The sequence below is a fragment of the Paenibacillus massiliensis subsp. panacisoli DSM 21345 genome (assembly GCF_000426545.1).
Classification (GTDB): Bacteria; Bacillota; Bacilli; order Paenibacillales; family Paenibacillaceae; genus Paenibacillus; species Paenibacillus panacisoli.
The window spans coordinates 46299-73130 of record NZ_AUFO01000021.1; the positions used below are offsets into that span (position 1 = coordinate 46299).

Sequence of the window (26832 nt, forward strand, 5' to 3'; positions counted from 1 at the left end):
TGGTAGGATGTCGAATTTTGAAGTTAGAATAGACAATGAAAGTTGTGGTGATCCCATTGATACTCAAAAGGCATAAGGAAATTATTGAACAATTGTTAAGTGAAGATCAACCGATCACGGGGGAGCAGTTGGCTAAACGTTTTAATGTAAGTGCAAGAACCATTCGCTCAGATGTGAAAGCGCTTAATGAAATGTTTGCTCCTTACGATCTGGAGATCGAATCGTCTAGGCAGCATGGCTATTATTTGAAAAAAGAGGTGAGAAATTCAAATCTACTTGAAAAAATGATGCAACAGCAGGAGTGGTTGGGGGACATTCCCAATACACCTGAGGAGCGAATGATTTTTATTCTGCTGAAGCTTGCTTCCACGCAGGATAGCATTAGCATGGAGAAGCTGGCATCAGAAATTTATGTATCCAAGACCACGATCAACTATGACATCAAAAAGATTATTGAGTTGTTAAAGTCTTTTCCACAAATTGAGCTTATTGTCTCGCCCGTCAAAGGTTTGTATCTTCAAGGCTCGGAAAGTATAAAGCGAATAGTTCTCTCACAGGTGCTCAACCAGGAGAAATTGACGGACCTGGGCTCGTTGCTACGGAAGCTGAACCATATGCTAGTCACGGAAAATATCAATCGGGAGATCCTGTACATTTACGATATGATCGTCGGTGGTCTGAATGAAGCAGGGTACTCCATGACAGACAGTGATGTTGATTTACTAACAGTTGACTTTCTGCTTAGCTGCAAGCGAATCCAGCTTGGGTTCTATGCGGAGCTCCCTGATCAGGATATCAACAGCTCGAATCTGGTTCAAAAGTTTATTGGTGAACTGGAGCGCACTTTTCACATCCATGTAGGAGCAGGTGACCAAGCTTATTTGGAGCAGAGCTTCAAGGCTAAGCGAGTTATGAAGATGGACAGTGAAGAAATCACCATTGAAGATGAAACTAAAGAGATATCAAATCATTTGATGGAAGAGATCCAGCACAAATATGGTTATGATTTTACGGATAATCCAACCTTTTTGTCCAATCTTGACCTGCATTTGAACTCCATGTTGCATCGAATTCGCCGAGGGCAATATCAGGATAATCCGCTAAGAGAAGAAGTGAAGAAAAACTATCCATTAGCTGTTGAGATCGCGACTGCAATTATACCCATTCTTCAGAAAAAGCTTCATCTCGTAATCAATGAGTCCGAGCTCACGTATATTGCCCTACACATTGCGGTCGCTTTGGAGGAAAAAATAGAGAAACAGCGGGTTGCTATTCTGTGCGGCTCAGGTTTGAGTACTGCCCAGCTGGTCAAGCGTAGACTATTGTCCTCATTTGGTGATCAGATTGATATCATAGGCCATTTTCCGTTGTATCAGTTGCCCAAGGTGGCTGGTGGAGAATTTGGTGCCGTTCATTTGATTATCACAACTCTACCAATTCAGGGTAGCTATGACATCCCTATTGTTCATGTGAACTCTCTAGTAACCAGTGAGGATGTAGCCAAGGTCAACCGTTTTCTGAATAAGACGGCTTACCCGGTTACTAGGGATGAGAGAGCGTGTGGGTATAGCTTTTTGGACTCGGAACTATATGTTCGTTTTGGCAACGAGGGCTACCTTGAAGGAATCGCTTGTCTATGCAAGAAGCTGCATAACACGGGATATATCCAGAAGGAGTCGGAATTCTATAATTCGGTTTTAAAAAGGGAGGCGCTGTACTCCACAATTATGGATTGCGCGGTCGCCATACCCCATCCAATGGAAGCCGTTTCGAGAAAGTCGGTGATAGCCATCGGTACCTTCCAGACTCCAATTCGATATCAGGGGCGGAAAATCAAACTTATATTACTGTTCGCAGTGAATACGAAAGAGCAAGATTTGTTAACGATGATGTACGGAAAAGTCGAGGCATTACTGGATTCGCCTGCGAGAATCAACGAAGCTGCACAGGCTACGACCTATGATGAATTTCTCGAAGTATTTAATAAGCTCTGAGCAGGGTGACTCTTCATAGGTATAGTGGCGTTTTTTCAAAGGTAGGTACAATTAATAGACTTATTGGAGGATTAGTTAAGTGGAGAATAATACTGTAAATATGGAGCAAATTGCAATGGAGCTCATTGGTAAATCCGGTGAGGCAAGGAGCCTGGCATTTCAAGCATTGAAGGCAGCGAAGCAGCAGCAGTTTGAAGAGGCAGCCTCGTTAATGAAACAGTCAGAAAGTTGCTCGAAGCTAGCTCATAAAGTACAATCCCGTCTATTGTTCGTTGAGTCCGAAGGCAAGAAAACAGAAATTTCCGTTCTTCTGATTCATGCACAGGATCACTTAATGAATAGCTTGCTAGCTCAGGAGCTCATTCAGGAATTAGTTGAATTACATCAGACCATAGCTGACAGAGATTAACGCATTTGATCTGACCGGAAGCTTTAGCTTATGAGAAACAGACACTATATATCTTTAGGAGGAATAATTATGAATATATTGTTGGTATGTGCAGGCGGAGTATCTACAGGAATTCTGATGCAGAAAATGATGAAGCATGCTGAAGCGGAGGGAATTGCATTAAAGGTGGAGGCTCATGCGGTTCAGGATTTTGATGACCACATTGACAAATTCGATCTTGTACTCCTTGGTCCACAAATTTCGTACAAGCTCAACGAATTGAAGGAGCGGACGAGCAAGCCAGTCGCTGTCATTGAACCTATGGACTATGCCATGGGCAAGGCCGAAAAAATACTTCAGCTAGCAGCAAAAATAAGTGAATAGGGCGGTAGAACATCATGTTAAAACGATTTGTAGAATTCATGCAGGTCAAGCTGGCTCCATTCGGGGCCAGAGTTGCTAACCAGCGCCACTTACAGGCGATTTCAGGTGGATTGGCTGCTATGGTGCCCTTGACTCTGATTGGTGCCATCTTCAACATCATTTCCACACCTCCAGTAACTGAGGAGATTGCCAATAATGCCTGGATTTTCTCAGGGCTGCTGAAGGGCTGGATTAGTCTGGCAACCAACTATGGAGCCATTCTGAAGATTCCGTACAACATGACAATGAACCTGTTTGGTCTACTGGTCTCATTTACAATTGCCTACAAGCTGGCAGCTTCTTATAAAATGTCCGCATTATCCAACGGAATTATCTCGTTATGTATCTTCTTCATGGTGGCGGCACCTATGACTACAGGCGTGCTCTCATCCACGATCGCTGCTGGTGGTGACACAGTAACTAGCGTGATCGCTGCTACTAATCTAGGGACAGTGGGGATTTTCGGAGCAATGATTATAGCGCTAGTAAGCGTGGAAATTACGAGATTCTCTGATCGGAAGGGACTCAAGTTGACACTTCCGGATTCTGTACCACCAAGCGTTGCACAAGCCTTTTCTTCCATAATACCGTTAATTCTCAATATTATTATTTTGTTTGGCTTCAATGTGCTGCTACTAAATACAACAGGTTTTAATTTAATTGATGGTATAACGAAAGTTCTGTCTCCTGGATTAGAGGGGGTCAACACACCATGGGGGATGGCCTTGTTAATTAGCTTCGGAATGTTCCTCTGGTTCTTTGGAATTCATGGAATGGCGCTGGTCTATCCGCTTATTATGCCACTCAGTATCCAATTGATTACCCAAAATGCTGAGCTGGTTGCTGCCGGTCAAGAACCTATTTTCCATGCGGTTCACACATTTAGTTATGCATTAATAGGCGGCTCAGGAAGTCTAATCGGCCTTGTCATCTTAATGTTAAGAAGTAAGTCTGAACAGTTGAAGGTGGTTGGTAAAGCAGGAGCCATTCCAGCATTATTCGGGATTAATGAGCCTATTATTTTTGGGGCACCCGTTATGCTAAATCCGATTATGTTGATCCCTTTAATATTTTCTCCGGTATTTTGTGCGACTCTTGGCTATATTGCCGGAAGCCTGGGCTGGATTGAGGGCTCGTATATTTATCTCAAAGCCTATTTGCCAATAGGTGTAGGGGCAGCTATTCAAGCCATGAGTATCAAGAACTTTATATTCTCCTGGGTACTGGTTCCAATTTCTATTGTAATCTGGTATCCGTTCTTTAAGGCATACGAAAAGCAACTTGTGGATTCGGAACAAAAAAATGCAGCGACAGCTAGTATTTAAATTTTAAATAAGAAGGGATGGGAGCGAATATGGGATTTCCGGTTGATTTCCTATGGGGAGGGGCCACCGCTGCCAATCAAATCGAAGGTGCCTATCTGGCAGATGGCAAGGGACTGAGCACAGCAGATGTAGTAGCTGCCGGTAGTCACGGCGTTCCAAGAGAATTGACATATGTGGTTCAGGAAGGGAAATATTATCCCAGCCATGAGGCCATCGACTTCTACCATCGATATAAGGAAGACATCGCTATGTTTGCCGAAATGGGATTTAAGTGCTTTCGGTTATCCATTAACTGGGCGCGGATATTTCCGCGTGGAGATGAGGAAGAGCCAAACGAAGCGGGTCTTTGCTTCTATGATCGTGTGTTTGATGAATGCTTGAAATATGGAATTGAACCGGTCGTGACGATCTCTCATTACGAGACACCCCTGCATCTAGCGACGACCTACGGAGGATGGACCAATCGACGAATGATTGAGTTCTACGAGCGGTATTGTCTCACCCTGTTCACTCGCTACCGGGACAAAGTGAAGTACTGGATGACATTCAACGAGATTAATGTCATCTGCTACCACCCTTGGCATGCAGGTGGATTCGGTAGTCTGGAGGCAAGGGATGGTCAGACGGAATATCAGGCTGCTCATCACCAGTTCGTAGCCTCTGCCAAAGTAGTGCAATTGGCCAAAACAATCAACCCGTGTATGAAGGTAGGTATGATGATTGCTTATAGCCCTGTTTATGCAGAGAGTTGTAATCCGGTGGAGGTGCAGATGGCGGCAGAAGCAATGCAAAGAAGGCATTTCTATCTGGATGTCCAGTGTCGTGGTAAGTACTCTGCATTCAAGCTGAAGGAATTCGAGCGTAAGGGTATTACAATTCATATGGAAGAGGGAGATGAACGAATCCTTCAGGAAGGGATTGTTGATTTCATTGGATTCAGCTATTATGCCTCCACAGTAGTTACTACAAGGCAAAATGCAGAATCCAGCAGCGGAAATATGATTAGAGGAGGCGTCAAGAATCCCTACCTGGAGGCCAGTGAATGGGGATGGCAAATGGACCCGATCGGATTGCGGATTATTCTGAACAGCTTGTACGACCGCTACCAATTACCTTTATTTGTCGTAGAGAATGGTCTTGGAGCTACGGATAGCATAGAGTCGGATGGGACTATCCAGGATGACTATCGAATTAACTATATTCGGGAGCATATTCGAGAAATGAAGAAAGCGGTTGAACTTGATGGGGTAGAGGTAATGGGATACACATCATGGGGCTGCATTGATCTAGTATCTGTGGGTACAGGGGAAATGAAGAAACGCTATGGCTTCATCTATGTAGACAAAGATAATGAAGGGAACGGAAGCTTGCAGAGAATTCGTAAAAAAAGCTTTGACTGGTATAAGCAAGTTATTGCAAGCAATGGAGAGCTACTGTAGCTGACCGATGATAGCTTCATTATTCCAATAAACGTAGAGGATATCTCCTTAATCTATGAACTGCTGGAGAGGACACAGCGAATCTAACGAAATAAGCTACTACTATAAAAACAGGTAGAGGAACACAATATCCTCTACCTGTCTTCTATGTGTAGGGCTGCATTCTGCATGTGCATTTGCTTCCATAAGCGGGGAAGCAAAAAGGTCCAATGAGCTTGACCGGCCTTGAATTGGCGATCTACTTCCTCTGTTCTAAAAAAAGCTTACAGGTTCGGAGATACGAGGATTTTTACCTGACTCTTTTCCTTCATCAGAGTCTCGAAGCCTTCGGATACTACATCCTGCAAGGCAATTCGTTTGGTAATGAGCTTCTCCGCAGAGAAATACCCTTGCTCCATCAGACTGATGACCGCTGGGAATACGTCGCGATAGCCGATGATGCCGGCAATGTTGCGCTCCTGCATGACGATCAGATTCGGGTGAATCGGTGCTTCCTTCTCGAAAATGCTGACGATCATGATTTGACCGCTCAGCTTCGTGGACTGAATCGCTTGAGTTAGCACGACGGGAACGCCAGTGACCTCGTAGGAGACATCTGCGCCACCGTTTGTTAGACGACGAATGTCCTCTACGACATCTCCTTCAGCTGGGTTCAGTCCAACAGCCCCTAGCTCTTCGGCTTTGGCTCTGCGTTCTGGAGACAACTCGACGGCATAAATCTCCGATGCACCAGAAGCCTTCAGTGCTTCAATTACTAGCAGCCCGATCGGTCCTGCACCGAATACGACTGCGCGGTCTCCTACCTTGAACTGGCTCTGACGGACGGCATATAGTGCTACAGCCGATGGCTCAACCAGCGCACCTTGCTCGAACGACACGCTGTCCGGAATCTTGTGCACCATATGCTCATCAGCCGCTACATACTCAGAGAAGCCGCCGCCCCCGCCAGCCAGGCCAAGGAAGCCCATTTTCTCACACAGATTGTACTTGCCTTGCTTGCAGGCGGTACATTCACCACAGGCATAGATTGGCTCGACGACGACACGATCTCCAGCCTTGAATCTGGTTACTCCTTCACCAACCTCTACAATCTGTCCGGAGAACTCATGACCCATTACGATCGGAGCCTGCTCCTGTGTCAACGGGTGAGGTGCATCCTTCGGAATGAAGATGGGACCAGCAGCATATTCGTGCAGATCGCTACCACAGATTCCGCACCATTCTACTTTAATTTTAACTTTTCCCTTTAGCGCAGTTGGCTCCTCAATCTGTTCCATCCGGACATCCTTTACTCCGTGCCATCTCAATGCTTGCATGAAAGTCATCTCCCTATCCAGGTGTATAATTTCATAAATATTAAATTAGAAAAATTTTATAGGAAACGTTTCCTACACAAGGATGTCACAATTTATATAAAGTGTCAATCGTTTTAGGAGAGGGAAATTCACATTTTAGACACATCAAATGAGAAATACAATGCTTAAACACATGTATTCACTAGCGGAATTCAAATTATTCAATATCGTTGTTGGAGCGACGGATGAAGAGCTATCAGAATTCATGATATACTAATTGAAAAGTGTGAAAATTTCCGTAATAACAGGAAACGATTCCGAGTGGAGAGGGTAGTAGCCATGGCCAGTAGAAAAAAAGTGACGATTGAGGATGTGGCAAAGCATGCGGGAGTCGGTATTGCGACAGTATCCAGAGCGCTTAACAATAGCACTGGCATAAGTGCCAAGACGAAAGCCCATATTTTGCAGGTGGTAGCGGAGATGGGCTTCGTGCCCAATACATCGGCGCAAAGCTTGAAGATTCGTCAGACCCGCCAGATTGCGCTTGCGGTGCCGGATATCCGTAATGCCATTATTCCCGACATCGCTTGGGCGGTGGAACAGGCTGCCAAGCAGCATGACTACCGGGTCGTGCAGATAAATACCCTTGGGAATGCCAGACTGGAGCTAGAGGTGCTGCGAGATATCAAGAAGCTGCATGTCGATGGATTGGTCATTATGCCGCTGGCTTATCCGAAGACGATCGAGAGTATGATTAATCAGACGAGCATTCCGGTATCCGTGATCAATTATAGCAAGCTGCTCAGTCCTGAGCTGAAGGCGGATGTCGTCGGTCTGGCGCGGCAGGAAGGCCGGCTGGTCATGGAGCATCTACTCCAGATCGGCAGGACCCGCATTGCCTATGCCGGAGCGCCCAAGGACAAGATTGAGGAGCGTTACCGGGCCTACGAGCAATCATTGGCACATGTGGACACGTCTTTGGTCTACTTTGGAGAGGATTTCACCTTTGAGACTGGACGACAGGCTGCTAATTACTTCTACAATCTGAAGCTCATGCCGGATGCCATCTACGCCGTAAATGACATGGTAGCCATCGGTATTGTGAACCGCTTTAAGGAACTGGGTGTGCGTGTCCCTGAGGATGTGGCGGTGGTCGGCATTGATAATAATCTGTGGGCGACCGTCACGTCTCCACAGATCAGCTCGGTATCCATCATGGGCAGTGAGGTGGGACGCCTTGCTACAGAGCTGCTGCTCAAGCGTATTCAGTCCCCGGAGCCTGCCGAGTATGAGCGGGTGGAATTCGAGCCACGGCTGATTGTCCGAGAGTCGAGTGTGGCCATGAAGCAATACTCGCGAGGGGAAAGGTTTCCACTATAGCCATCTTCGAGGTAAGCCACCTGTAGGCGGATATAGATGCGCTACAAGTCTTTACGGTTGATTATGTGCCAGTGCCCCCTGGTGATGTACGTAAGGGCATCGTAAAGCAGACCTGAGACTCAGTTACAGAAAAATCCAGTCATGATACACTAGGATGGATTATTTTTTCACAGTAAAAAGGTCACACAATATAACAGACGAGAAAAAATGCAATGGGTATAGGGGGCAGTATTTCCATGAAACAAAAGATGAGCAGAATGCTTGGTGGAGCGGGTCTGGTGGCAATATGCACGCTTGTAGCCGCTTGTGGGGAGTCTTCCAGTCCTTCTCAGATCGAGTACGAGAGGCTTGAGCAGCGTGTAGCAGAGCTGGAGCAACGACTGGCTGAGCGTGATCAGAAGATTACAGAGCTTACGGAAGAATTAAAGGAGCAGGACATCGCGAGCGCCGTGATAGAGGGAGCAGATGCTGAGAGCACAGAGTCCAGCAAAAATGGTCCGTTGGATCAGGGGGACGGTGTTCGGATTACATGGGGGCAGTATCAGCAGGTCCAGATTGGTATGACCTATGAGGAGGTTGCCGCGATCATGGGTGGTGATGGCAATGCGATCAGCGAGTCCTCCACTATGGCTGTTTACTCCTATTTTGGTACCGGGGGGATCGGTGCGAATGCTGTGTTCACATTTCAGAATGGCAAGCTGCTAACTAAAGCCCAGTCGGGTCTGGATGGATAAGCTCACGGCTTTTCATTAGGGCTTGTGCATCGGCCTTCACAAGTAGGCTTGGGAATAGGGGTAGTAAGCTCTTTGTTCGATCACAGTTACTAGGCAACTCCACAGCTCCTTACACAGTCGTATCTGGCTGATGGAAGGGGCATTTTCAAATCACGGAATCATACAATGGCTCAGGACTTCGCAGCGACTTATTCAAAAAAGTGCCAATACGATCTTTACAACCTCCTGATATAATAGCGATGTGTTCTAAAAAATACGGCTGAAGCTAGCTCATAGCGGTTATAGTCAGTCGACGGCAGTTATGGAGGATCGCTTTGGCATGCTAGATGAACTAACAATGCAGGATACAGACATAGGCAAGGGCGAGCCCTTGGGTATATTTTATGACCCATCTTGTGCCTCATCTTGTGAACCGTCTTTTGAATCATTCTATAGAATACAACGCTCTTCTAGGGAAGTGTTAGTCTCTGACAAGAAGATCGCCAGTCCGTCACGGGCGATCCTAGAATATTGCAGACTCCTCTGCAAGAAAGCCCGTAAAGCAGCGGTAGTTGCATGCTTGGCGATATTGTTCGTCATCCTCCTGTGCATGCTACCCCAAGGCTCAGCCGGGTGGGGACTATCTACCGCTTCTGCCGGGCCCGTCCTCGGACAGGTGACGGCTGGCACTACAGATCTATCGAATTGGAATGGAGAGCAGCAGCCTACGCTGGAATTGAACGGAGAGTGGGAATTTTATTGGGAGGCTCTACTGGAGCCAAAGGATTTCCAAAGACCTTCGCTCCCGCAGCCTTCCTTGGAATCTGTTCCACAGCCTTGGACAGCTTACAAGCTGGGGACCGGGCATCTGCCTAATGAGGGATATGCCACGTACCGGCTTCGCTTTCTGGCTCCAGAGCAGTTGGTGCGCGAGCATCAAATGCTGGGCATTTACCCCAAGAGCATTGCCTCAGCTTATCGCTTATGGGTGAATGGCGAGCTGAAGGGCGGCAATGGAACCGTCGGAACAAGCCATGCCACAATGCAGCCAGCAAGCTATCCGAAGACCTTCTACTTTGAACCAGTCGAGGGCTGGAATGAGATTGTTATCCAGGTCTCCAACTTCTCGCAGCGTAATGCGGGGATATGGCAGGAGATGGAGATAGGGATGGCTGAGGGGATATCCTGGCTACGAGTATATCGTGTCGCTGTCCAGATGTTCATTGTAGGAATATTCTGTGTGATGTCGCTGTACTATCTGTTGGTCTATCTGAATCGGAGACAGGAGTTCTCCGCGCTGCTATTCAGCTTGCTATGTATAGCTGTAGGCGTACGAACAGTCGTGCTTGGCGAGACTACGGTCCCGTATCTGTTACCATCCTTACCATGGGAATGGGCCGTGAAGGCCGAGTACATCTCAATATCCATGACCGGCTTGATTGTGGTGCTGTTCATACATAGAGAGTATCCGGCGGAATCTCACGCCCGTGCACCTCAGATGACCGCCATTGTGATGCTTGGCTGTACACTATTGTTTTTGCTGTTGCCTGCACGCGTGTATACTTACTGGCTCGTTATCTATATTTGGGTCGTGCTGTTCCCGATTCTGCTGTACACGACATATGTATATGCCCGCTCTCTACTCAGTCGTCGCAAGGGCTCATTCATGAATGCGATGGGCTTCCTGATCTTCATGATCTTCGCCCTGAACGATATGCTGTTCTATTCAGGCCTGCTGCCAACAGATGACCTGCTGTCCATGGGGCTGCTGGCTTTTCTGTTAACTCAGGCACTCAATCTGTCTTCCCGTTTCTCTAGTGCGCTGCAGGCGAAGGAGGAGCTGTCTGCACAGCTGCTGGAGACGAATCACTCGCTGGAGCGCACTGTGGAGGAGCGGACGCAATCCTTGCTGCAGAGTAACAGCCATCTGCAGGAAGCCAATCGGAAGATGGCGGATATTGAGCAGTTCCGGGTGCGTCTACTGGCTAATATTTCGCACGAGCTAAGTACGCCGATTACTTCGATTAAGGGCTTCGCGAAGGCATTGCGAGACGGAATTATTACCCAGGATGCTCCCAAGTATGCTAATCGAATCTATGAGCGTTCCATTCTTCTGGAACAAATGATACTGGATCTGATTGAGCTAACGAAGCTGGAGACCAACCAGAGTAAGTTTCATATGCGGGAGGTTGAACTGTTTCCATTCATGAAAGACCTATTTGATAAATACGAATATGAGATTGCAGATCGGGGTATTCGGTATGAGCAGGTGCTGTCACCAGCTGGCTCATATTCGTCATGCTTCGCTCGCCTGGACCCGGTACGAATCGAGCAGGTGCTGTCCAATCTAATATCCAATGCGCTACGCTTCACGGCTCCTCCGGGAGCCATCAGCCTTCACATCCATGTAGAGGAGTCTCAGGGGGCCAACAAGGAAGGAGCTGTGCTGATGGCCGTAATCCGGGTGCAAGATACCGGAATTGGAATCGATCCGTCCATGCATGAGCATATTTTTGAGCGCTTTGGCCAAGTGAAGGGACCCGGTGCAGCTATGGATAGCCAGCATACCGGATCTGGTCTGGGTCTGGCGATCTGCAAGGAGATCATACATCATCATGAGGGGGATATCAGGGTAGACAGTAAGCCAGGAGCAGGCAGTGGATTTTATTTCAGGCTGCCTGTATGGATCAAGGAGGAGGGACCAAGACATGAATGCGATTGAGGAGCAGCGCGATATTTTAATTGTAGAAGACGATGTGGATATCGCCGAATTAGTGTCCCTTTATTTGCATAATCACGGCTTCACGACCCGTGTGGCCAGTAGCTTGGCTGAAGCAGTGGGGCTCCTGAATGGGTATAGACCTGCTTTGATCATCTGTGACATTATGCTTCCTGATGGCTCCGGTAAGGAGTGGATACAGACCCTCAAGCGAAATATGGATATTCAGGTCATCTTCTTGAGCAGTCTGAAGGAGAGCGAGGATATTATTTCAGGTCTGGAGCATGGTGATGACTATATTACCAAGCCGTTTGACCCCGATATTATGGTTGCACGGGTAAAGGCCCGGCTGAGAAGCTCACCTATGTCTGGGGGACCGCATGCAGCTGCCATGAGACGAATATGGAGCGATGGTCAACTGGAGCTGGACTTCATCCGAAATGAGGCAAGGCTTAATGGTAGGGAGCTCGTCCTGACAGCCAAAGAACTGCAGCTTTTACTCTACATGGCTGGTCATCCAGGTCTGGTGTTCAGTGTGGAGCAATTGTACGAGCAGGTGTGGGGGCTGGAGCATTGGAGTGATACCCGTACGGTCATGGTACATGTTCATCATCTGAGACGTAAGCTTGAGGAGTACGCAGACAGCCCCCATCGCTACATCGCAACTGTGCGTGGAATTGGATACAAGTTCCAAGGGAGCGATAGCTCTGATTAAGTACAGAGGTCACAGGATACCCATCATCTTTGTCCAGATAGTGAACGCTAAAGTCCATGTTCCCTGGCCCTGCTTTTTCTTATAATTTCATTGATAATCAATATCAATAGAGAAATGGTGAGGATTGGCTCGATCCGAAAGGAGAAGGATCATGAGGCTATGTGAAGACACGCGGCTTAGTAAAGAGTATGGGATTACCCTCCGTGCTGACATCAATCAATTGTCCCGGGACGAAGCTCAGCAAGCAATGGCGCATAATGAAAAAGCTGTATACAGACTGACAGACCTGCTCAATCCCCAGCTGGTAGCAGACTACTTGGATTGCTATACCCGCATTGTGCGGGCGGAGGACCGTCAAGTAGCAGCAGCATTCACTGCTAGCTGGATCGGTGCTATTCCACTGGCATTCCAATATGGGTTATCTACATATAATACGGCTGCTGATTTCTCTCTTTCGAACCTATCGCTGCGTCTATGGGAGCATAGTGGACGGGCAAGAGTGGATTTTGTGCTGGAGCGCTGGGCTGAAACTCTGGGTCCTTTCGATGCCGAAGCAAGGCAGAGCTGGCTCAGGCAGCAATGGATGGATCTCTATAAAGGCCAGTTGGCGCCCTTGCTGATGAAGCTGGCTGAGGTGAGTGGCATTGCCGAGACACAGCTCTGGGGGCAATGGCCGAGCCGCTTCTATCGGGAGCAGCAGTGGCTGGCCGAAGAACTGGATGAGCCCGTTCTGCGGGAACGGGTGAAGGACGATTACCAGCTGCTGAGGGACGAAGCAGATGCATCTCAGGTGTTTGGTTGCCGCCGGAATCCATTTGCCGTTAAGATTGTTCATTTGGAGCCGCTGGTACCGAACCGGCTAACTGTGATGAAGAGCGCCTGCTGTCAATTTTATCGGGTGCAAGGACAGGATTATTGCTATACCTGCCCGCGTCTGACCCGGCAGCAGCGACAGCACAAATTCGAAGAATACTGCGCGAAGCAGACCTGAGAGGTAATAGCGTAACCAGCCTGTGAGACCCGCGATAAGAGATGCGATTGCAAACGAAAATCTGTAGTTCGTCGTTGCTTGATAATACTGCGGCATAAAGGCACTAGAGTGCTGTAGCACAAGAACGTAAGAAAATAAGAATATGAAGCACATTCATGTCTTACATGCATGATGTTCAAGCCTCGGATACCACCCGTCTAGGAGAGTGGGTCTAGGGGCTTATTGGCTGTGTAAGGCTTGTGAACGTTTAACTTGAACGAGTAGTCCTTAGGGGCCCTAATCATGGAGGCTATAAATCTGATAAACTATAAGTATTGTGGTTGTAACATGAATTTTTTATCGGTAAATTTATTGTTCGTGGTGGTATGTTCGTGATGGTATATTGCTAGAGGTATTACATGAGGATGGGTGAAACAGATGTATAAAGAGCAGCTACAACGGATTAGCTCGAAGCTCCATCAGCTCAGACAAGCGGATACGGAGCTTACTGTGTTCGGAGCCGATTGCCATGATTATGAGCTGGACCCTGTCAAGACACCTGAACAAATTCGGCAATTGGAGTCCGACTGGAATGTAAGTTTCCCGGAGGATTACAAAGCCTTTCTGATGGAGATCGGTTCAGGCGGGGCTGGACCATATTATGGACTGGAGAAGCCTGAGGAAGGCATCTATGTAGATTTGGACTACAAGGATCTACCGAATGATATCTCGGGGGAATTTCCTTATACAGAGACGTGGAACCCGGAAGTAGATTGGTTCGAGGATGATGTAGACGAGGACGAGAGTGCGGCCAAGGATGAGGAGTACTTCAGTAATCGGCACTCTGCGGGCATGCTGCGCATCAGTAATTTTGGCTGCGGTGTAACGATGAATCTGATCGTAAATGGGAATTCCTATGGAGAGATTTGGGTAGATGACCGCGGGAATAGCGGCGGAATTTATCCTGATCAATATTTTGGCAATAAGGATAGGCTGAATTTTCTGGACTGGTATGAGCTGTGGCTAGATCAGTCATTGGCCAAGGTGACGCAAGAATAACGATATACGTCAAGTTAGTGGCTAGAAAGGTGGTAGCGAATGGAAGCATGGCTGACGAATGAAATACGTCATTATGTTGGTCTGGAACCGCTGAAGGAGCATTGGGAGCTGACGGAGCTACGCAAAGGCTTCTGGGTATGCTTTGATGGCGAAGTGATAAGAAAGCGAATCAGCGTAAGTAATGCTTCGTATACTGAGGCCGACGTTGAGATAGTTACCAGAGAGCGCCAGTTTGTATTGCCCAAGACGGCTAGGGGCAAGGAGAAGAAGCTTAATTACACCAGCGTCAGCGGCTTCAAGGCAGAGGGGGTTACCTTCTCGACAGGCATCAGTGAAAGAGATTCAATAAGCTATATTTCTGCTGTGAATAACAGGAATTCTGTAAGCTTGCCATTCTTCAATTACAAGCAATTGAAGGACAAGGATGAGATCGTAGCGTGGCTGAAGCGCCTGCCGGAGATAGTTCCTGCCGATTATGAACGCAAGCTGGAGCGGCTCAAGTATATGAAGAATCAGCAGTATAAGGCAACTCCGGGCGATATTTTTCGGGTAGAGCTGGACCTGCATACGGATGGTTATGTACTTGTTATTGGAGATCTGCGCCGCATGCAGAAGGATAAGCTATTTGGCAAAGAGAGCATCTGGAACAGTGTGATGACCATGCCGCTTTTCGTACGGCCTTATCTATATAAGACCACAAGCCGCAACCCTTCCATGGAGGAGATTATTGCCGCTCCGTTATCAGAGCAGACATGGATCGTAATGGATGATCGATTCCTGCGCGGTGCTTATGAATACGTCGCTCATAAGACCTTGACAGAGGATGATGTGCTGTTCCCGATGGGGTATGGGCAGCAGGCCCGATTCACAGGGGAGGAGCAGCATTATAAGCTGACGTGGGGGCTTGGCACGGTGTCCAAGCTGGCCGCGGAGACAGACTTCAAGTCGGGACTTCAATTTTTGAACCATGGAGTGTATGCAGGATTGCATTCGGATTCTTTTGGGGCTCCAGAGAAACGGAGCTGGTCCCATGCGCTGGATAATGCTGTGTATCAGGTGGAGCGCGGCAGGGCTCTGGCGGAGTATGGCTTCCCGGCAGAAATCTCCTATGACGAATTTAACAGTCGGACAGGTGGACTTACACGAGTGCAGTATTTGGACTATGTGGCCCGAACATACGGGCAGCGTTGAGTAGCAGGATTGAGCGTTGAGCAGGACTCAAGTGATCGTACGAAGAAGACTTATCAGTAGATGAGTACCAAGGTAGTACAAGTATAGCTGTTCAAGGTATTAGTATATGCGGGTAAAACTCTATGGGGACATGAGTACATAACAGAAGGGCTGTTTTCCTGTGCTGAGGCACTTGGGAACAGCCCTTTACTTGTACTGGTGAGAATGGAGCGGATACCTATAAGCTAAGCGATATATTGAGCCATAATCGTCTCCAGATCGAAAGGAGTGATGCCGGAGTGAACAGAAAATACAAGGTCCGCTTCTTCCGGTGCAGCCACAAGCTGGCCGCGTGCCTCTGCATGAAGGAGGAAGAGATCGTACAGATTGGGCTTGCGTAAGTTCGCCATTGTATATCCAGTTAGAGCGAGGCCGGACAAATGCCCCTCCAGATTGTTACGATGGCTCACATCCCTTGTGAACGACAGATCACACCAGATGACTGTGCGCTCCACCAGATCGAGAATGACTGGAACCGCAATCTGTGTATCGGAGGTAATATCCACTTTGTCCAGCACCGTAGACGGCTCGAAGACCTCGCCTGAGCCTGGGCGCTTGCGCATCATCCAGCCTGCATAGCATTCTGGCAGATCGCAATACGGCTGGCTATTGAAGGAATGCAGGGAGGTAAGTACATATCTACCACCATTACCAATCACAGATTCGATGTCCAGATCGATGAATTCGCAGGCTCCGTTCGGAGCGGTAACGACATCACCGCTATGTGCAGCATTGAATTTCCGTGAGCTTAGATGTGTGTATGAAATATGATCCATGTAGTTCCAGTCTGTGTCGAATAGCGTTGCAGACAGGTCAATATCCACGCGGCCAGTCGGCTTGCCGTTCACGACGCCTTCCTTCCACCACAGGAAGAAGCGCACGGTATTCCCCTCGGGAAGGCTCATCCGGCTTCCGCGAACGAGTGTGCGCAGCGATTTGCTGGCTGAGCGTTGGGAGAATGGCACCATGTGCTGTCTTAATTGCTCATCAATGTAGACCTTGCCCAGTGATGGAAGCTCAGCGAAGCGATCCAGCAGCGCTTGACGGATGAGATGCACCAATGTAGCACATAGTGTGGTATCCAGCTTTGGCAGAAGATTGGGTATGGTGTAGGCCTTGGCGGTATTTCCTTTTGGAAAAAAAGTTCGCCATGCCCGTTCATCGTTGCGTTGCGTAAAATGCGTAATGAGCTGGAGCAGTGTAGGCGTCGATATCTGATCTATGACGTCACCAAATAGCTCGGTTACGAAATAGGGCTCCGGGTGCGTGCGCAGCAGGTGATCCAATCTACGCGCCAGCTCGCCTGGACGCTCCGCAAGCAGCAGCAGAGCATCATCGGTCTGTTGCCAGCGGAGTGCCAGTTCAACCTTGCTTCCGAAGGTAGCATACGGGCGATTGTTACGCAGCAGATCAAAGGCGGCGAAGCATTGCGGATAACGCTGCTTGTATTCAGATGGATGCAGGATCTCACCAAGTCGAATCCAAGGCTCCTTGTAGCGAAGCATATCCTCAGTGATGCTCGAGCATTGCTCCAGTAGCGCCAGCAACAAGCGTCGCTCACTACGCTTGAACTTGCGGAAGCGGGTATTCTGGGCGAGGCTGATATCTCCGTCAGACAGGGCGACTGCCAGCCGCAATATGTCTGTAGCTGTCTTGAAGTAGGAAGTAATGTGCTCAGGACTCGCCTTGCCGTGTCGGAGGAGCATAGCAACTACGAAGCTGGCATTTTCCTTGTGCGGAATGTGAGCAGGTAAGAGTGAAGAGATATCCTCCGTGGAAGCGATGACCTGCTCAATATCCTCCCGATCCGTAGCCGATATGGAGGTTCCTGCCTGAATTAATTGACTGATGAGATATGGCAGATCTTCCTGATGTCCGAGCTCAATAACCTTCAGCTCTGGATGATCGATCAGGGACGGGCGTGCAGTGTGTTCACGCTCAGGCATAGCCAGCCCGAAATAATGCAATAGATTATGGACGTATAGCTTGGCATCGCCCTCTTCAATGAGATCATTCGGGAAGCGTGGGAACAACGGCGTGTAAGTAACATTAGCGCCGACCAGCGTCTTGAGTTGACGGACCAACTGCTTGTATTCCTTTACGAAAGCAGCTGGAGTCAGGGTAGAGAGCACCTTGATCAGGGCAGGGGAACATGTGAAGCCGAGTTGTTCTATATTCTTAAGTGCAGTTGCTATATAGGGAAGAGGAAGCTCGTGCCTTCCTGGCTGCACAGCCCATTTTCGTTGTCTACGTAATAAAATATCGTTGTTATTCATAGGTCATTATTAGCCTGTGAACCTCTTGCTAAGTCCTTGGGAACAGGGTCCTTGGGATGATTGAGAGCAGGGAGTCACGGCTGCCTCCTTTCGCTTGCGTAACCTTTATAAGAATCCCGCATCAGGGAACCCGCATATCTATGGCCATATCAATTGGATGAGAAGGAAGATATGCGATAGCCTGATGGGGAATGACCAGGAGAGCTGCTGCCCTATATCTTATCAATAGAGAGAAGGAAGGACGGCAATAGCCTGGAGGGAGGCGGGGCAACTGTAATCCGCAGAGCGAATCGTCGATGCAGCACCGTTCTCTTGGTACTCATTCTGCCGTATTCGGGAGGCTACGAACATGGCGAAAGTATTACGAACCCAAAAAATGTTCAGCTGAAGCTCTATCTGTAGGTGTAGAAGATGACAAGTTGACTGTCTTGAACACGGTCGCTTGCAGTAGCTGCATCGCTTCCGTAATCCGACCAAGCTCTGCTTCGCTCAAGCTTTCTAGCTGTGTACTGAGCTGTGCCTGCATACATGCAAATGCCTGTCCCATATATTGCTCGCCTGCTGGAGATAGCTGAAAGTACTGCTTACGCCGATCGGAAGGGTCATTAAATTTTACACATAGCCCCTTATCTGTAAGCTTCTTGAGTTCACGACTTGTATTCGGCATGGAGACATCCATACATGCGCTAATCTGGCTGGGTGATAGCGGCTGATGAACCATCAAATATTCGATAATACGGTATTGCAGCGGTGTGATGCCCTCCATGTGGATCAGCTTAGTCCATTCGGTATGCACCTGATGCACCGAGGCTACGAAAGCCACCGTCTGTTGGAAAAGTACTTCTTTGGCATTCATATAGTCACCTCAAGTTGTGGATTATTTTCAAATGATAATTATCTATTGACAACTATTTAAATATTGTGCTAGCTTATTATCAAATGATAACAAAGAAGGTGCCAAATGAAAACCCTGATTATCTACACTCACCCCAATCATCAAAGTCTGAACTATGCCTTTTTGCAGAAGACCGTTCAGGGACTGACGGAAAATACACGTGCTGGCGAGATCAAGGTGCTTGATCTGTATGAGGAGGACTTCGACCCACGCTTGGTCTTCAATGAGCATAAGCGGAGGCGAGATTTATATCAGGACCCGGAGATGAAGGAGTACCGAGAGCAATTGTTGTGGGCAGATCAATATGTGTTCATCTATCCGATTTTCTGGGGACGTCCGCCTGCCATGCTGCTTGGTTACATAGATCGAATCATGTCGACGAACTTTGCCTATCGCAAATCTGGAGGGCTCATGCCAGAGGGATTGCTGAAGAATAAATCTGTCGTGGTCATTTCCACGATGGAGGGGCCGACGAGATACCCGTTGCTGTGGCTGAATAATGCACACAAGGTACTGATGAAGCGAGCGTTGTTTCAGTATATCGGTATCAAGAAGGTGAAATTTTTCGAGTTTGGCTCGATGGAGAAAAAGAATGGTCAGCAGTCCAAACGACTGGAGCAGATCTATCGATACTTTAAGGCGATGTAGGCCATGCCAGCACAGATATGAAGCTTGCAGCACTTGAGCAGTCACGACCAGTGGCAGTCACAACAAGTGTCCAGATGGATCATCCCCGGAGCTCGGTACAGTCTAATTGCAATAATTGGTGTAATTGCTGCAGCTGTAGAGCGGAGCGCAAGGACGAAGACAACGGGAGAGACTTATGTCCTCCCGTTGTGAATGTGGCTATATTTGATGAAAAATGGCTGTGACAGCCAGCTTGATTCCCGAAGTTGATGTTGTAGTCAAAGTCTATACGTACGATCTGATCAGTCGCTGCAGCTCACTCGCGATGAACGGAGGGCCTTGCTCGATATCGCGGCTGCTAAAGTTGACTTTTACGAAATGCTCATCGGCATCCATTGCTTCTGCCAGCCAGCCGGATAACCCGCGTGCCTTACGATCAATTTGCAGCAGCAATTCAATGCCTTGCTCGTAAGGTGTGAAGAAGATCTCCAACTCATCCAGCTCGCTGCGGAATTGACTCGCAGGGACGAATTCAAATTCCTGCACGAAAGGCTGTCCCGAGCTGCTGTATTTTGGCGTGTATTCACAAGTTACCTCACGTAACCGGAAGCCCAAGTGATCCACGACAGCCGCCAGCACGGCAGCAGCATAAGGATGCGGACTAACATGCAGCATATCCCGATCTTTAGGATCTACAGCATCCTTAATATCTAATCCGGTCTGAATCCAGACAGGCGTTCTGCCAAGTGTAGCAGGTGTATTCGCTGGAAGCTCGAATGAGACGGGGAACTCGTAGGTGCGCTCAGGCTCTACCAGCATGGGTCCTGTAAGCTGATGCTTGGATACAGTGGCCTCCACGTTGTATTTCTTGTCGTCCTGTTCTTTTATGTAGTTGGTCTTGACGAAGGCATAGATGGCGTCGACCTGCTGCTCGACCCGTCCTCCCTGGATACGTACAACCCCTGTGAGCGTGTCGCCTGGACGAACATGAGACTCGTGTAGCATCAAATCAACCTGGGCTGCTCCGATCCCAACACTGGCGAGCATTTTTTTGAACATGGACATTGTGTTAGCCTCCTTGATGATTTATTACACAATGATACGCCGTAAGAAAATTAGAGGTTTCAGTTTCGGAAGGCCATTTTGAAAAAAAATATAAAACAAAGAAAAGAGAGCTGTATGGCTCCCTTTCTTTGTTTTATATCCCTATATTCAGTTCTCACCTTCAGCAGGGTCCTGCTGAGCAGCAGCTTGCATGAGCTTGTATATTTGCCGTGTCGTGTTGACATTGCGTATGGTCATGGCGGCATACAGGCGGGTACCGACCAGCTTGTTCATGCCGCTGCGAGTCACCAGCTCGCGGGGGATCGATACCAGCACTGCTCCAGGTGTATAGAGGACGGTTGCCGTGTCGACCTTAAGCGGAAGCTGCTCCACCACTGAGCTGTCGTCTATCTCCTCCCATAAGAACAGAACGTCGCTCTTCATGGTGTCGCCATTGCTCCATTCGTCAGGGAGGGTGGTGATGATTCGCTCCATCTCTGACAGACTGCGAATCAACACAGGGATGGCGAGGCCAAAGTCAGCAGCGATGGCCTGCTCCAGCTGGACAGCAAGCTCAGTAGTAGGCAGCGGATCGGAAGCAAACACAATATTGCCAGAATTAATATAGGTGGTGACCTGCTTCATTCCGATCCGCTCAAAAGTAGCCTTTAAGAGCTTCATATTGATTTTATTATGTCCACCGACATTAATTCCCCGCAATAAAGCAGCATAGATCATTTCACGTGGCCACCTTTATTCGAATTCAATATTTTGCAGGCTGGATGACCGATAGGACTATTCACTTATGGATAAGTAATCCAGCAAATGATGGATCATCTCTTCCTCTAACAGGGAACTCAATTTTTCCTTGATCAGCTTAACATAATCTGGCTTGACCTCGTAGGTGTCTTCATCCGTTATTTGTCCATCGAACGCCAGAGCAGCTTCAATCAGGATGGCTAGCGCTTGGAAAAAATCAGCGAGTGAACGGGCAAGCAGCTTCGCCTGACCACCTTCTATGGCTCCATACACGGGCGAGCCCGGGACAGAGGTATCGACGATGATGGGGTCACTGTTAGAGTTGGCTATGACGACGTGAGGCTCAGGCCAGTGCGGAGAAGTCACCAGTGTGTTCGGGTCTACCGTGGTGATCCAGCGGTAGCCGAGCTGCTGACGGTATAGCTCCTCGGGCGCAGGAAAGTCCAAGAACGGACCATCACCGATCTCGATGGTTGCGTGCTTCATTCGTTTGGTGCCTTCAGCTGCAGGATCATTGATCTTGCAGTGTGTGTAGAAATCCGTCAGCTCGGGGGACATAGGAATCCTCTCATCGATCTGCGGCGTAGCTGGCTGCGTGTAGAAGCGTATTTCATTGCCAGGGAACAGGCCGTAGGCTTCATTGTATTGGTGATGCTGTGTGATGAAGGCAGTCAATGATTGCTGCAACGGCTGGCTCTGAAAGCTGTGCATGAGTAGTATCCTTTCTACGATAAGTTGAAGAATATAAGTTGAGTGAAAAACAGCAATACTGTTGTGATTACGGTAAAATAGCGAAGGATCGAACAGGGAAGCCTGAGGCCTTGGCAGCCTTCGGCACGATGTTAAAGATGACAGCTCCCTTCGCAGGCAGACGATCCAGATTGGTGAGCAGCTCAACCTGATAGGCGTCCTGCTCCAGCACATAGTACTCAGCGATGAGGGAACCGTTCTTGCTGACATCTATTGCAGAATCTGTATCAAAGGTCTCGTGCCCGACGGCTGTGATCTTTCGCTCGGTGAATAGAAAGCGCAGTGCATCCACAGACCAGCCTGGTGAATGGCTGTTGCCTTCGGCATCCTTGTTCTCGAAGGCTTCCTGACTTGGCCAACGCTTGCTCCAGTCCGTCCGCAGTGCAACGAATGATCCCGGCTCAATGATACCATGCTGTGCTTCGAATTGCTCAATATGCTCGATACTCAGAGTGAAATCAGGGTCGGCAGCGGCTGCAGATGATTGGTCAATGACGATCAGAGGTAGTACCAGCTCCTTCAGCTCCAGCTCTTCCAGGTATCGCTTGCCTCGGACAAAATGAATCGGGGCATCCAGGTGGGTGCCGTACTGTCCAGGGAAGGTAAAGCTTTGGGCAAAGAAGCCCTGGTCATGGTCGAACAGGGTGGTGAATTGTGCGGCAGCAAAGGCGGGAAAATGGGGAGAATCCGGGCCAAAGGTATGTGTCAGATCGACCCATTCTTTTTGCTTCAGCCATTGCAACGTCTTGATCAGCTCATTAGACATCTAATCACCTCATATATTTTTGTTGGATTATAGAAAAAGGAATACTTTGGATAAAAGTTATAATTATCATAATACAGATGTGAATAATTATCATTAGTAATTTATATCAGAGCAGTTGCTTGAATATCCGCAATGAAAATTAGGTCTATAGTAAGATTATACGGTTAAGAGGAAGTTTAATATAATTAAGAGGAAAGGAGTGGAAAAAATGTTTAAAGAACAATTGGACCGAATTAGGCTTAAGCTTCCGCTTGCTGCGCAAGCAGACCAGGAATGTGAGGTGTTCGGAGCCAGTTCCCATCGCTATAAGCTAAATCCCCCACTCCACCATGCACAACTTCAGGAGTTCGAGCAGGTACATGGAATTATCCTACCAGAGTCCTATGTTGCATTTCTGACAGACATTGGTAACGGAGGGGCAGGCCCATATTATGGAGTTCACCCTTTAGGTACCAACCAATCCATGGAGCTGGAACGGCTACATAAGCCATCAGCAATTCAATCTACAAGCCTGCTGGATGGGATCATCGAGGATGCTGATTACGCTGTGAAGGCTGACACGGATGAGATGAGCGATACCGAATATGATGAATACATAGCGGAAATGACACAAGGGTTGCTGAATATTGGTGAGCAGGGCTGTAGCTATGAGACTATGCTAGTCGTTACGGGAGAGCTTCGTGGCAAAGTAATCTATATGGATTTGGAGAGTCATCAGACCTTTGTTACCTATGAAGAGACCTTTCTGGACTGGTACGAGCGCTGGCTGGATGAGACTATAGCTCGTTACAACAGCTCCTGGTTCGGAACGACTCGTGGAGGCGACGACCGTGTGCTGATGCAGCTTTATGCGTCAACGATGAGGGACGATGTAAGGATGCAGGCTCTGAAGGGCATGTTCAAGCTGCCGGTCATTCATGATGACACGGCAGAATTTTTGCTGCGGCTATGTCAGGAGAGTACGGGAGAGATTCGCTACAATGCGCTACAGGTATTGGCGAAATCGCGCTTCGCTGAGGCAGAGCCGGTCATCCGCAGGTGGCTGCAGGAGGTGGATCAAGCAGCCTGGCTGCCAGCTGTCCAGAGCATTCAATGGTCCATGCCGGAAGGGATGTACAGCTTTGAAGAGGAGCTGTTGGCGTTATTACCACAGATTGAAGACATCGAGACCTTTCGCTTTGCTGGCTATATACTGGATGCTGCGGATGTGGATATGCTGCCCTCGGTGCTGCCTTTCTTCACTCATCCGGATAAGGACTTCCGGGTACAGTCGTTATACCAGGCCGGGAAAAGCCAGGTACAGGTCAAGTCCGAGCATGTTGCTGACTTTATACGTGCACTGCGGGACCCAGAATCCTATGTACAGCTAATCGCTCTGCAGGCGCTTCATGGAGTGACGGAAGTGGGTCTGCTAGAGGTGTACGAGGAATTGCTGGTGCAGAACCCTACGAATGATGGCTATATTCGATCCAATGTAACTCACAGACTGAAGGAGTTCCCGTTTGCTTCACTAGAGGAGCTAGAGCAGGAGGTCCCGGCTTCCTTGCATCAGGTCAGAGGTGTACTTCGTAAGGAGCTGAGCAGCAGGCCGTAAGGCTTGACCAAGGGTGAAGGTATAGCTTTTGCCCAAGATTCGCCTGTGTCGGAAATGACAGGTGGATGAAAGGAGAGATACCAATGAATAGTAAGTTCAGCTTTGGTCGCTTGTTCATGAACCTGATATTTCTATTCCCTGTAATATTGCTAAGTATTTTTGTGTGGAATGATTACACGGATAAGATTGATAACCTTTATGAGAATTCCGAAGCGGAGGCATTCTATTATTTTGATGAAGGGCGCAAGGTAGTTGTACTGACTAATGAGCCAGACAGAATCCGCATGCGACTACATATGTTTGATGGCGAGACGGGACAGCGGCTGCAAGAGACCACGATCATGGCCAATGTCCATGAAGTGCTGGCTGTATCCTATCAGAAGGATCAATTGATTATTGTCACCTATGATGAGGGCAGGGACTTGCAACTGAATGTCATCCATCCATCTGGTGAAGTCAGTGAGTTGGCGATGTCCACCTTGCCAGTGCCCAGCTATCTGACCTCCGGGGTCATGACCTGGCAGGACCGAATTCTTATTGCAGGTGAGACCTCTGGCGAGGAGCTGCTTATGGCTGAGGTGCATGAAGGGAAGCTGGCCAAAATCATGCTAAATCAGGTAGAGCAGCTGCCAGCTAGACCTGTGCGGGTAAGCAAGGTAAATGAGACCTTTGATCAGGATGCAGCAATTCCAGTGTTTGAGGCCGACCTGATTGATGACAGGACGGCTTACATCAGCGGCATTCTGAATCAGGACGGACTTCCGGCGGTGGGGCTGGAAGATGATAAGGCCTCTTATTTTGACGAAAGAGACCGCATCGTTGGAGAGCTTGCGAAGCAATTGGGTAGGGATAATACGAGACTGGTTCGGGTAGAAGGCAGCTATCCGAAGCAAGCCCAATATTATAACGCATCCACTGACAAATGGGGCGCAGTTGTCCCTACACCACAGCCTGTATATCAAGCCAAGGCGTACTCGCTAAATGAAGAGGAGGCGCTCATCGTTGGTTCCTCCGCGAAGGACCCACTTCAAGGTCAGGTTATCGGGTATGTGCTACAGAGAGCAACGGGTGAGTTCGCGGATGTGTCCCCACTAGTTGGGCAGCTCAGCTATAATGAGCTGAATGCGCCTAACCTACATTTTCTCAAAGCTACTGGAAGCGAAGTTCTCTATTATGTAAATGATGAGAAGACCCTTGGGCTGATGCATATGGGACAGGCGACGGCCCAACAGCTAACCTATGAACAGGCTCTACAGCTGCTATATGCAGGCAAGGATACGATATCATTGCAGAGCTTTTGGAGCTATGTGCTTGAAGGTGGGGCGTTGGTGATCAATTGGGTGGTCTGGATTGCAATCTCAGTCTTCACTGTGGGATTACTGGTACTCGTTCCCATTCTGGCGCAACGTAAGCAAGCGCGTGCAGTGGCACGTGGTGTCATGCGACAAGGAACGATTGTCAGCATGAAGGAGACAGGACTGGAGGTGAATCATCAGCCGATGGTTGCCTTTCGAATCAGCTTTGAGGATGAGGGGCAGATGAGAGAGGTAGAGATCAAGAAGGTCATCTCCTACCTGAACGAGGTGCGGGTCGGTGATTCTGTGCTGATCAGCTATGATCGCAAGCGGAACCGTGCCGTATTTGCTACAGCAGGGGATATCCCCGCAGAGTCAGAGCGTCAGAATATAGACAACGCAATACTTGAACGGATCGATAAATATGGCGAGGTCGGCCGAGGGCAAGCTTTATTGCTTCATTTCAGGGCCAATGATCGTCAATACGCTGTCCCTGTCGTGCAGCCTGTCGGATTCGAGTACCGAGCCGGAGAACGAGCGACGCTTGCTGTCATCGGTGGATTGATTCGAATGATCAGCTATGGTCAAGTAACCAGGCTGGAGGGCTCTGATATGGTAACGATGCAGGGAGAGATCATTCGGCTAGAGCGGTATCCGATGACGATTCAGAACCGTCAGCTCATGGTGATGGAAGTGAGCATGTCTGCTGGGGATACTGCCCATACAGCCCGTGGGGCAACTACCCAGAGAAACGGTCTGGGCGGATCGGGACAGCTTCGTAGGACGAACAGCATGTTCGTGCCCAAGGAGCTCTCGTTGCAAGAGGGTGCTGTGATACCTGTCAGCATGAAAAGAGAGGATTATACCAGGGAGCTGAGACTCTTGAATGGCAAGCAAGGCGCTGCAAGGGTTATAGATGTACAATATGAGGGGACCTTAAGCGAGCGTCCGCTGGCCCATATCTCGGTGGAGCGAGGTGGTAGCGTCTATAAGATCTACCAATCCATTGAACCTGTATATGGCGTAGTGCCGGGTGATGAGCTATGGGTCGCCTATGATGAATATTCACGTGAAGCGATGATCCTGCAATATTCTACCTAATCACTTCTGCTAACGACTATGGCCCCGAGATCATTCAACCTGAAATCAGATTCGGTTAAAATACCGGGGCCGTTT

22 protein-coding genes are annotated in these 26832 nt (G+C 48.6%); 15 read left to right on the top strand and 7 right to left on the bottom strand.

From position 1 onward, the window contains the following. Positions 1–35 precede the first annotated feature (35 nt). From K331_RS0117325 to K331_RS0117345, 5 genes are all read left to right on the top strand, one after another. The gene (locus K331_RS0117325) at positions 36–1994 is read left to right on the top strand and encodes a BglG family transcription antiterminator (RefSeq protein ID WP_028591283.1); all 1959 of its coding nucleotides are present in this window, start codon (positions 36–38) and stop codon (positions 1992–1994) included. Between the two features lie 79 nt (positions 1995–2073). Further along, complete coding sequence (locus K331_RS0117330) at positions 2074–2403, top strand: PTS lactose/cellobiose transporter subunit IIA (protein WP_028591284.1); 330 nt, start codon at positions 2074–2076, stop codon at positions 2401–2403. A gap of 69 nt (positions 2404–2472) precedes the next feature. Further along, complete coding sequence (locus K331_RS0117335; RefSeq protein ID WP_028591285.1) at positions 2473–2766, top strand: PTS sugar transporter subunit IIB; 294 nt, start codon at positions 2473–2475, stop codon at positions 2764–2766. Between the two features lie 14 nt (positions 2767–2780). After that, the gene (locus K331_RS29830; protein WP_051289895.1) at positions 2781–4130 is read left to right on the top strand and encodes a PTS sugar transporter subunit IIC; all 1350 of its coding nucleotides are present in this window, start codon (positions 2781–2783) and stop codon (positions 4128–4130) included. A 29-nt stretch (positions 4131–4159) separates the two neighbouring features. Then, positions 4160–5569, top strand: coding sequence for a 6-phospho-beta-glucosidase (locus K331_RS0117345; RefSeq protein WP_028591286.1), 1410 nt, complete (start codon positions 4160–4162; stop codon positions 5567–5569). Positions 5570–5832: 263 nt separating this feature from the next. Here K331_RS0117345 and K331_RS0117350 read toward each other — a convergent pair whose 3' ends face one another. After that, positions 5833–6885 (bottom strand): 2,3-butanediol dehydrogenase, encoded by a 1053-nt coding sequence (locus K331_RS0117350; RefSeq protein WP_028591287.1) that lies wholly within the window; start codon positions 6883–6885, stop codon positions 5833–5835. A gap of 318 nt (positions 6886–7203) precedes the next feature. On the opposite strand from K331_RS0117350, the gene K331_RS0117360 reads away from it, so the two are divergent. The 7 genes from K331_RS0117360 to K331_RS0117390 all read left to right on the top strand — a co-directional run bounded on the left by K331_RS0117360 (position 7204) and on the right by K331_RS0117390 (position 15611). Then, positions 7204–8244 (top strand): LacI family DNA-binding transcriptional regulator, encoded by a 1041-nt coding sequence (locus tag K331_RS0117360; RefSeq protein ID WP_028591288.1) that lies wholly within the window; start codon positions 7204–7206, stop codon positions 8242–8244. 236 nt (positions 8245–8480) lie between these two features. Next, positions 8481–8978, top strand: coding sequence for a hypothetical protein (locus K331_RS32730; RefSeq protein WP_226383625.1), 498 nt, complete (start codon positions 8481–8483; stop codon positions 8976–8978). A gap of 559 nt (positions 8979–9537) precedes the next feature. Then, complete coding sequence (locus tag K331_RS0117370) at positions 9538–11679, top strand: ATP-binding protein (RefSeq protein WP_028591290.1); 2142 nt, start codon at positions 9538–9540, stop codon at positions 11677–11679. Further along, complete coding sequence (locus K331_RS0117375; protein ID WP_028591291.1) at positions 11666–12391, top strand: response regulator transcription factor; 726 nt, start codon at positions 11666–11668, stop codon at positions 12389–12391. The genes K331_RS0117370 and K331_RS0117375 overlap by 14 nt, the downstream gene beginning before the upstream one ends. Positions 12392–12542: 151 nt before the next feature. Next, on the top strand, positions 12543–13382 hold the full coding sequence (locus tag K331_RS0117380; RefSeq protein WP_028591292.1) for a (2Fe-2S)-binding protein: 840 nt from the start codon (positions 12543–12545) through the stop codon (positions 13380–13382). A 417-nt stretch (positions 13383–13799) separates the two neighbouring features. Continuing rightward, on the top strand, positions 13800–14420 hold the full coding sequence (locus K331_RS0117385) for an SMI1/KNR4 family protein (RefSeq protein WP_028591293.1): 621 nt from the start codon (positions 13800–13802) through the stop codon (positions 14418–14420). Between the two features lie 39 nt (positions 14421–14459). Then, positions 14460–15611 (top strand): immunity 26/phosphotriesterase HocA family protein, encoded by a 1152-nt coding sequence (locus K331_RS0117390; protein ID WP_028591294.1) that lies wholly within the window; start codon positions 14460–14462, stop codon positions 15609–15611. A gap of 224 nt (positions 15612–15835) precedes the next feature. Here the strand turns inward: K331_RS0117390 and K331_RS0117395 are convergent, their stop codons facing one another. Both K331_RS0117395 and K331_RS0117400 read right to left on the bottom strand, forming a co-directional pair. Next, positions 15836–17926 carry a TerD family protein gene (locus K331_RS0117395; RefSeq protein WP_028591295.1) on the bottom strand — a complete coding sequence of 697 codons (2091 nt, stop codon included), beginning with the start codon at positions 17924–17926 and terminating at the stop codon, positions 15836–15838. Between the two features lie 361 nt (positions 17927–18287). Further along, the gene (locus tag K331_RS0117400) at positions 18288–18782 is read right to left on the bottom strand and encodes a MarR family winged helix-turn-helix transcriptional regulator (protein WP_028591296.1); all 495 of its coding nucleotides are present in this window, start codon (positions 18780–18782) and stop codon (positions 18288–18290) included. A 105-nt stretch (positions 18783–18887) separates the two neighbouring features. On the opposite strand from K331_RS0117400, the gene K331_RS0117405 reads away from it, so the two are divergent. Next, the gene (locus K331_RS0117405) at positions 18888–19469 is read left to right on the top strand and encodes an NAD(P)H-dependent oxidoreductase (RefSeq protein ID WP_028591297.1); all 582 of its coding nucleotides are present in this window, start codon (positions 18888–18890) and stop codon (positions 19467–19469) included. Positions 19470–19733: 264 nt separating this feature from the next. Here the strand turns inward: K331_RS0117405 and K331_RS0117410 are convergent, their stop codons facing one another. From K331_RS0117410 to K331_RS0117425, 4 genes are all read right to left on the bottom strand, one after another. Next, a complete protein-coding gene (locus K331_RS0117410; protein WP_028591298.1) occupies positions 19734–20513 on the bottom strand; it encodes a sporulation protein in 780 nt (259 codons plus the stop codon). Positions 20514–20660: 147 nt separating this feature from the next. After that, positions 20661–21230: a DUF1697 domain-containing protein gene (locus K331_RS0117415; protein ID WP_028591299.1), complete on the bottom strand. Its 570-nt coding sequence runs from the start codon at positions 21228–21230 to the stop codon at positions 20661–20663. A gap of 57 nt (positions 21231–21287) precedes the next feature. Next, entirely contained in the window at positions 21288–21962 is a 675-nt protein-coding gene (locus K331_RS0117420; RefSeq protein WP_028591300.1) for a hypothetical protein, read from the bottom strand. A gap of 67 nt (positions 21963–22029) precedes the next feature. Beyond that, positions 22030–22767, bottom strand: coding sequence for a cyclase family protein (locus K331_RS0117425; RefSeq protein WP_028591301.1), 738 nt, complete (start codon positions 22765–22767; stop codon positions 22030–22032). Between the two features lie 208 nt (positions 22768–22975). Here K331_RS0117425 and K331_RS0117430 point away from each other — a divergent pair, with 208 nt between their 5' ends. Together K331_RS0117430 and K331_RS0117435 are read left to right on the top strand one after the other, a co-directional pair. Next, on the top strand, positions 22976–24361 hold the full coding sequence (locus K331_RS0117430) for an SMI1/KNR4 family protein (protein WP_028591302.1): 1386 nt from the start codon (positions 22976–22978) through the stop codon (positions 24359–24361). 83 nt (positions 24362–24444) lie between these two features. After that, entirely contained in the window at positions 24445–26757 is a 2313-nt protein-coding gene (locus K331_RS0117435) for a hypothetical protein (protein WP_028591303.1), read from the top strand. Positions 26758–26832 lie beyond the last annotated feature (75 nt).

What these genes read in the sequence shown, in the direction of transcription:
- K331_RS0117325 (WP_028591283.1), top strand. Translation starts at nt 36, where the DNA reads ATGAAAGTTGTGGTGATCCCATTGATACTCAAAAGGCATAAGGAAATT.
- K331_RS0117335 (WP_028591285.1), top strand. Translation starts at nt 2,473, where the DNA reads ATGAATATATTGTTGGTATGTGCAGGCGGAGTATCTACAGGAATTCTG.
- K331_RS29830 (WP_051289895.1), top strand. Translation starts at nt 2,781, where the DNA reads ATGTTAAAACGATTTGTAGAATTCATGCAGGTCAAGCTGGCTCCATTC.
- K331_RS0117345 (WP_028591286.1), top strand. Translation starts at nt 4,160, where the DNA reads ATGGGATTTCCGGTTGATTTCCTATGGGGAGGGGCCACCGCTGCCAAT.
- K331_RS0117350 (WP_028591287.1), bottom strand. Translation starts at nt 6,885, where the DNA reads ATGCAAGCATTGAGATGGCACGGAGTAAAGGATGTCCGGATGGAACAG.
- K331_RS0117360 (WP_028591288.1), top strand. Translation starts at nt 7,204, where the DNA reads ATGGCCAGTAGAAAAAAAGTGACGATTGAGGATGTGGCAAAGCATGCG.
- K331_RS32730 (WP_226383625.1), top strand. Translation starts at nt 8,481, where the DNA reads ATGAAACAAAAGATGAGCAGAATGCTTGGTGGAGCGGGTCTGGTGGCA.
- K331_RS0117375 (WP_028591291.1), top strand. Translation starts at nt 11,666, where the DNA reads ATGAATGCGATTGAGGAGCAGCGCGATATTTTAATTGTAGAAGACGAT.
- K331_RS0117380 (WP_028591292.1), top strand. Translation starts at nt 12,543, where the DNA reads ATGAGGCTATGTGAAGACACGCGGCTTAGTAAAGAGTATGGGATTACC.
- K331_RS0117385 (WP_028591293.1), top strand. Translation starts at nt 13,800, where the DNA reads ATGTATAAAGAGCAGCTACAACGGATTAGCTCGAAGCTCCATCAGCTC.
- K331_RS0117390 (WP_028591294.1), top strand. Translation starts at nt 14,460, where the DNA reads ATGGAAGCATGGCTGACGAATGAAATACGTCATTATGTTGGTCTGGAA.
- K331_RS0117395 (WP_028591295.1), bottom strand. Translation starts at nt 17,926, where the DNA reads ATGAATAACAACGATATTTTATTACGTAGACAACGAAAATGGGCTGTG.
- K331_RS0117400 (WP_028591296.1), bottom strand. Translation starts at nt 18,782, where the DNA reads ATGAATGCCAAAGAAGTACTTTTCCAACAGACGGTGGCTTTCGTAGCC.
- K331_RS0117405 (WP_028591297.1), top strand. Translation starts at nt 18,888, where the DNA reads ATGAAAACCCTGATTATCTACACTCACCCCAATCATCAAAGTCTGAAC.
- K331_RS0117410 (WP_028591298.1), bottom strand. Translation starts at nt 20,513, where the DNA reads ATGTCCATGTTCAAAAAAATGCTCGCCAGTGTTGGGATCGGAGCAGCC.
- K331_RS0117415 (WP_028591299.1), bottom strand. Translation starts at nt 21,230, where the DNA reads ATGATCTATGCTGCTTTATTGCGGGGAATTAATGTCGGTGGACATAAT.
- K331_RS0117420 (WP_028591300.1), bottom strand. Translation starts at nt 21,962, where the DNA reads ATGCACAGCTTTCAGAGCCAGCCGTTGCAGCAATCATTGACTGCCTTC.
- K331_RS0117425 (WP_028591301.1), bottom strand. Translation starts at nt 22,767, where the DNA reads ATGTCTAATGAGCTGATCAAGACGTTGCAATGGCTGAAGCAAAAAGAA.
- K331_RS0117430 (WP_028591302.1), top strand. Translation starts at nt 22,976, where the DNA reads ATGTTTAAAGAACAATTGGACCGAATTAGGCTTAAGCTTCCGCTTGCT.
- K331_RS0117435 (WP_028591303.1), top strand. Translation starts at nt 24,445, where the DNA reads ATGAATAGTAAGTTCAGCTTTGGTCGCTTGTTCATGAACCTGATATTT.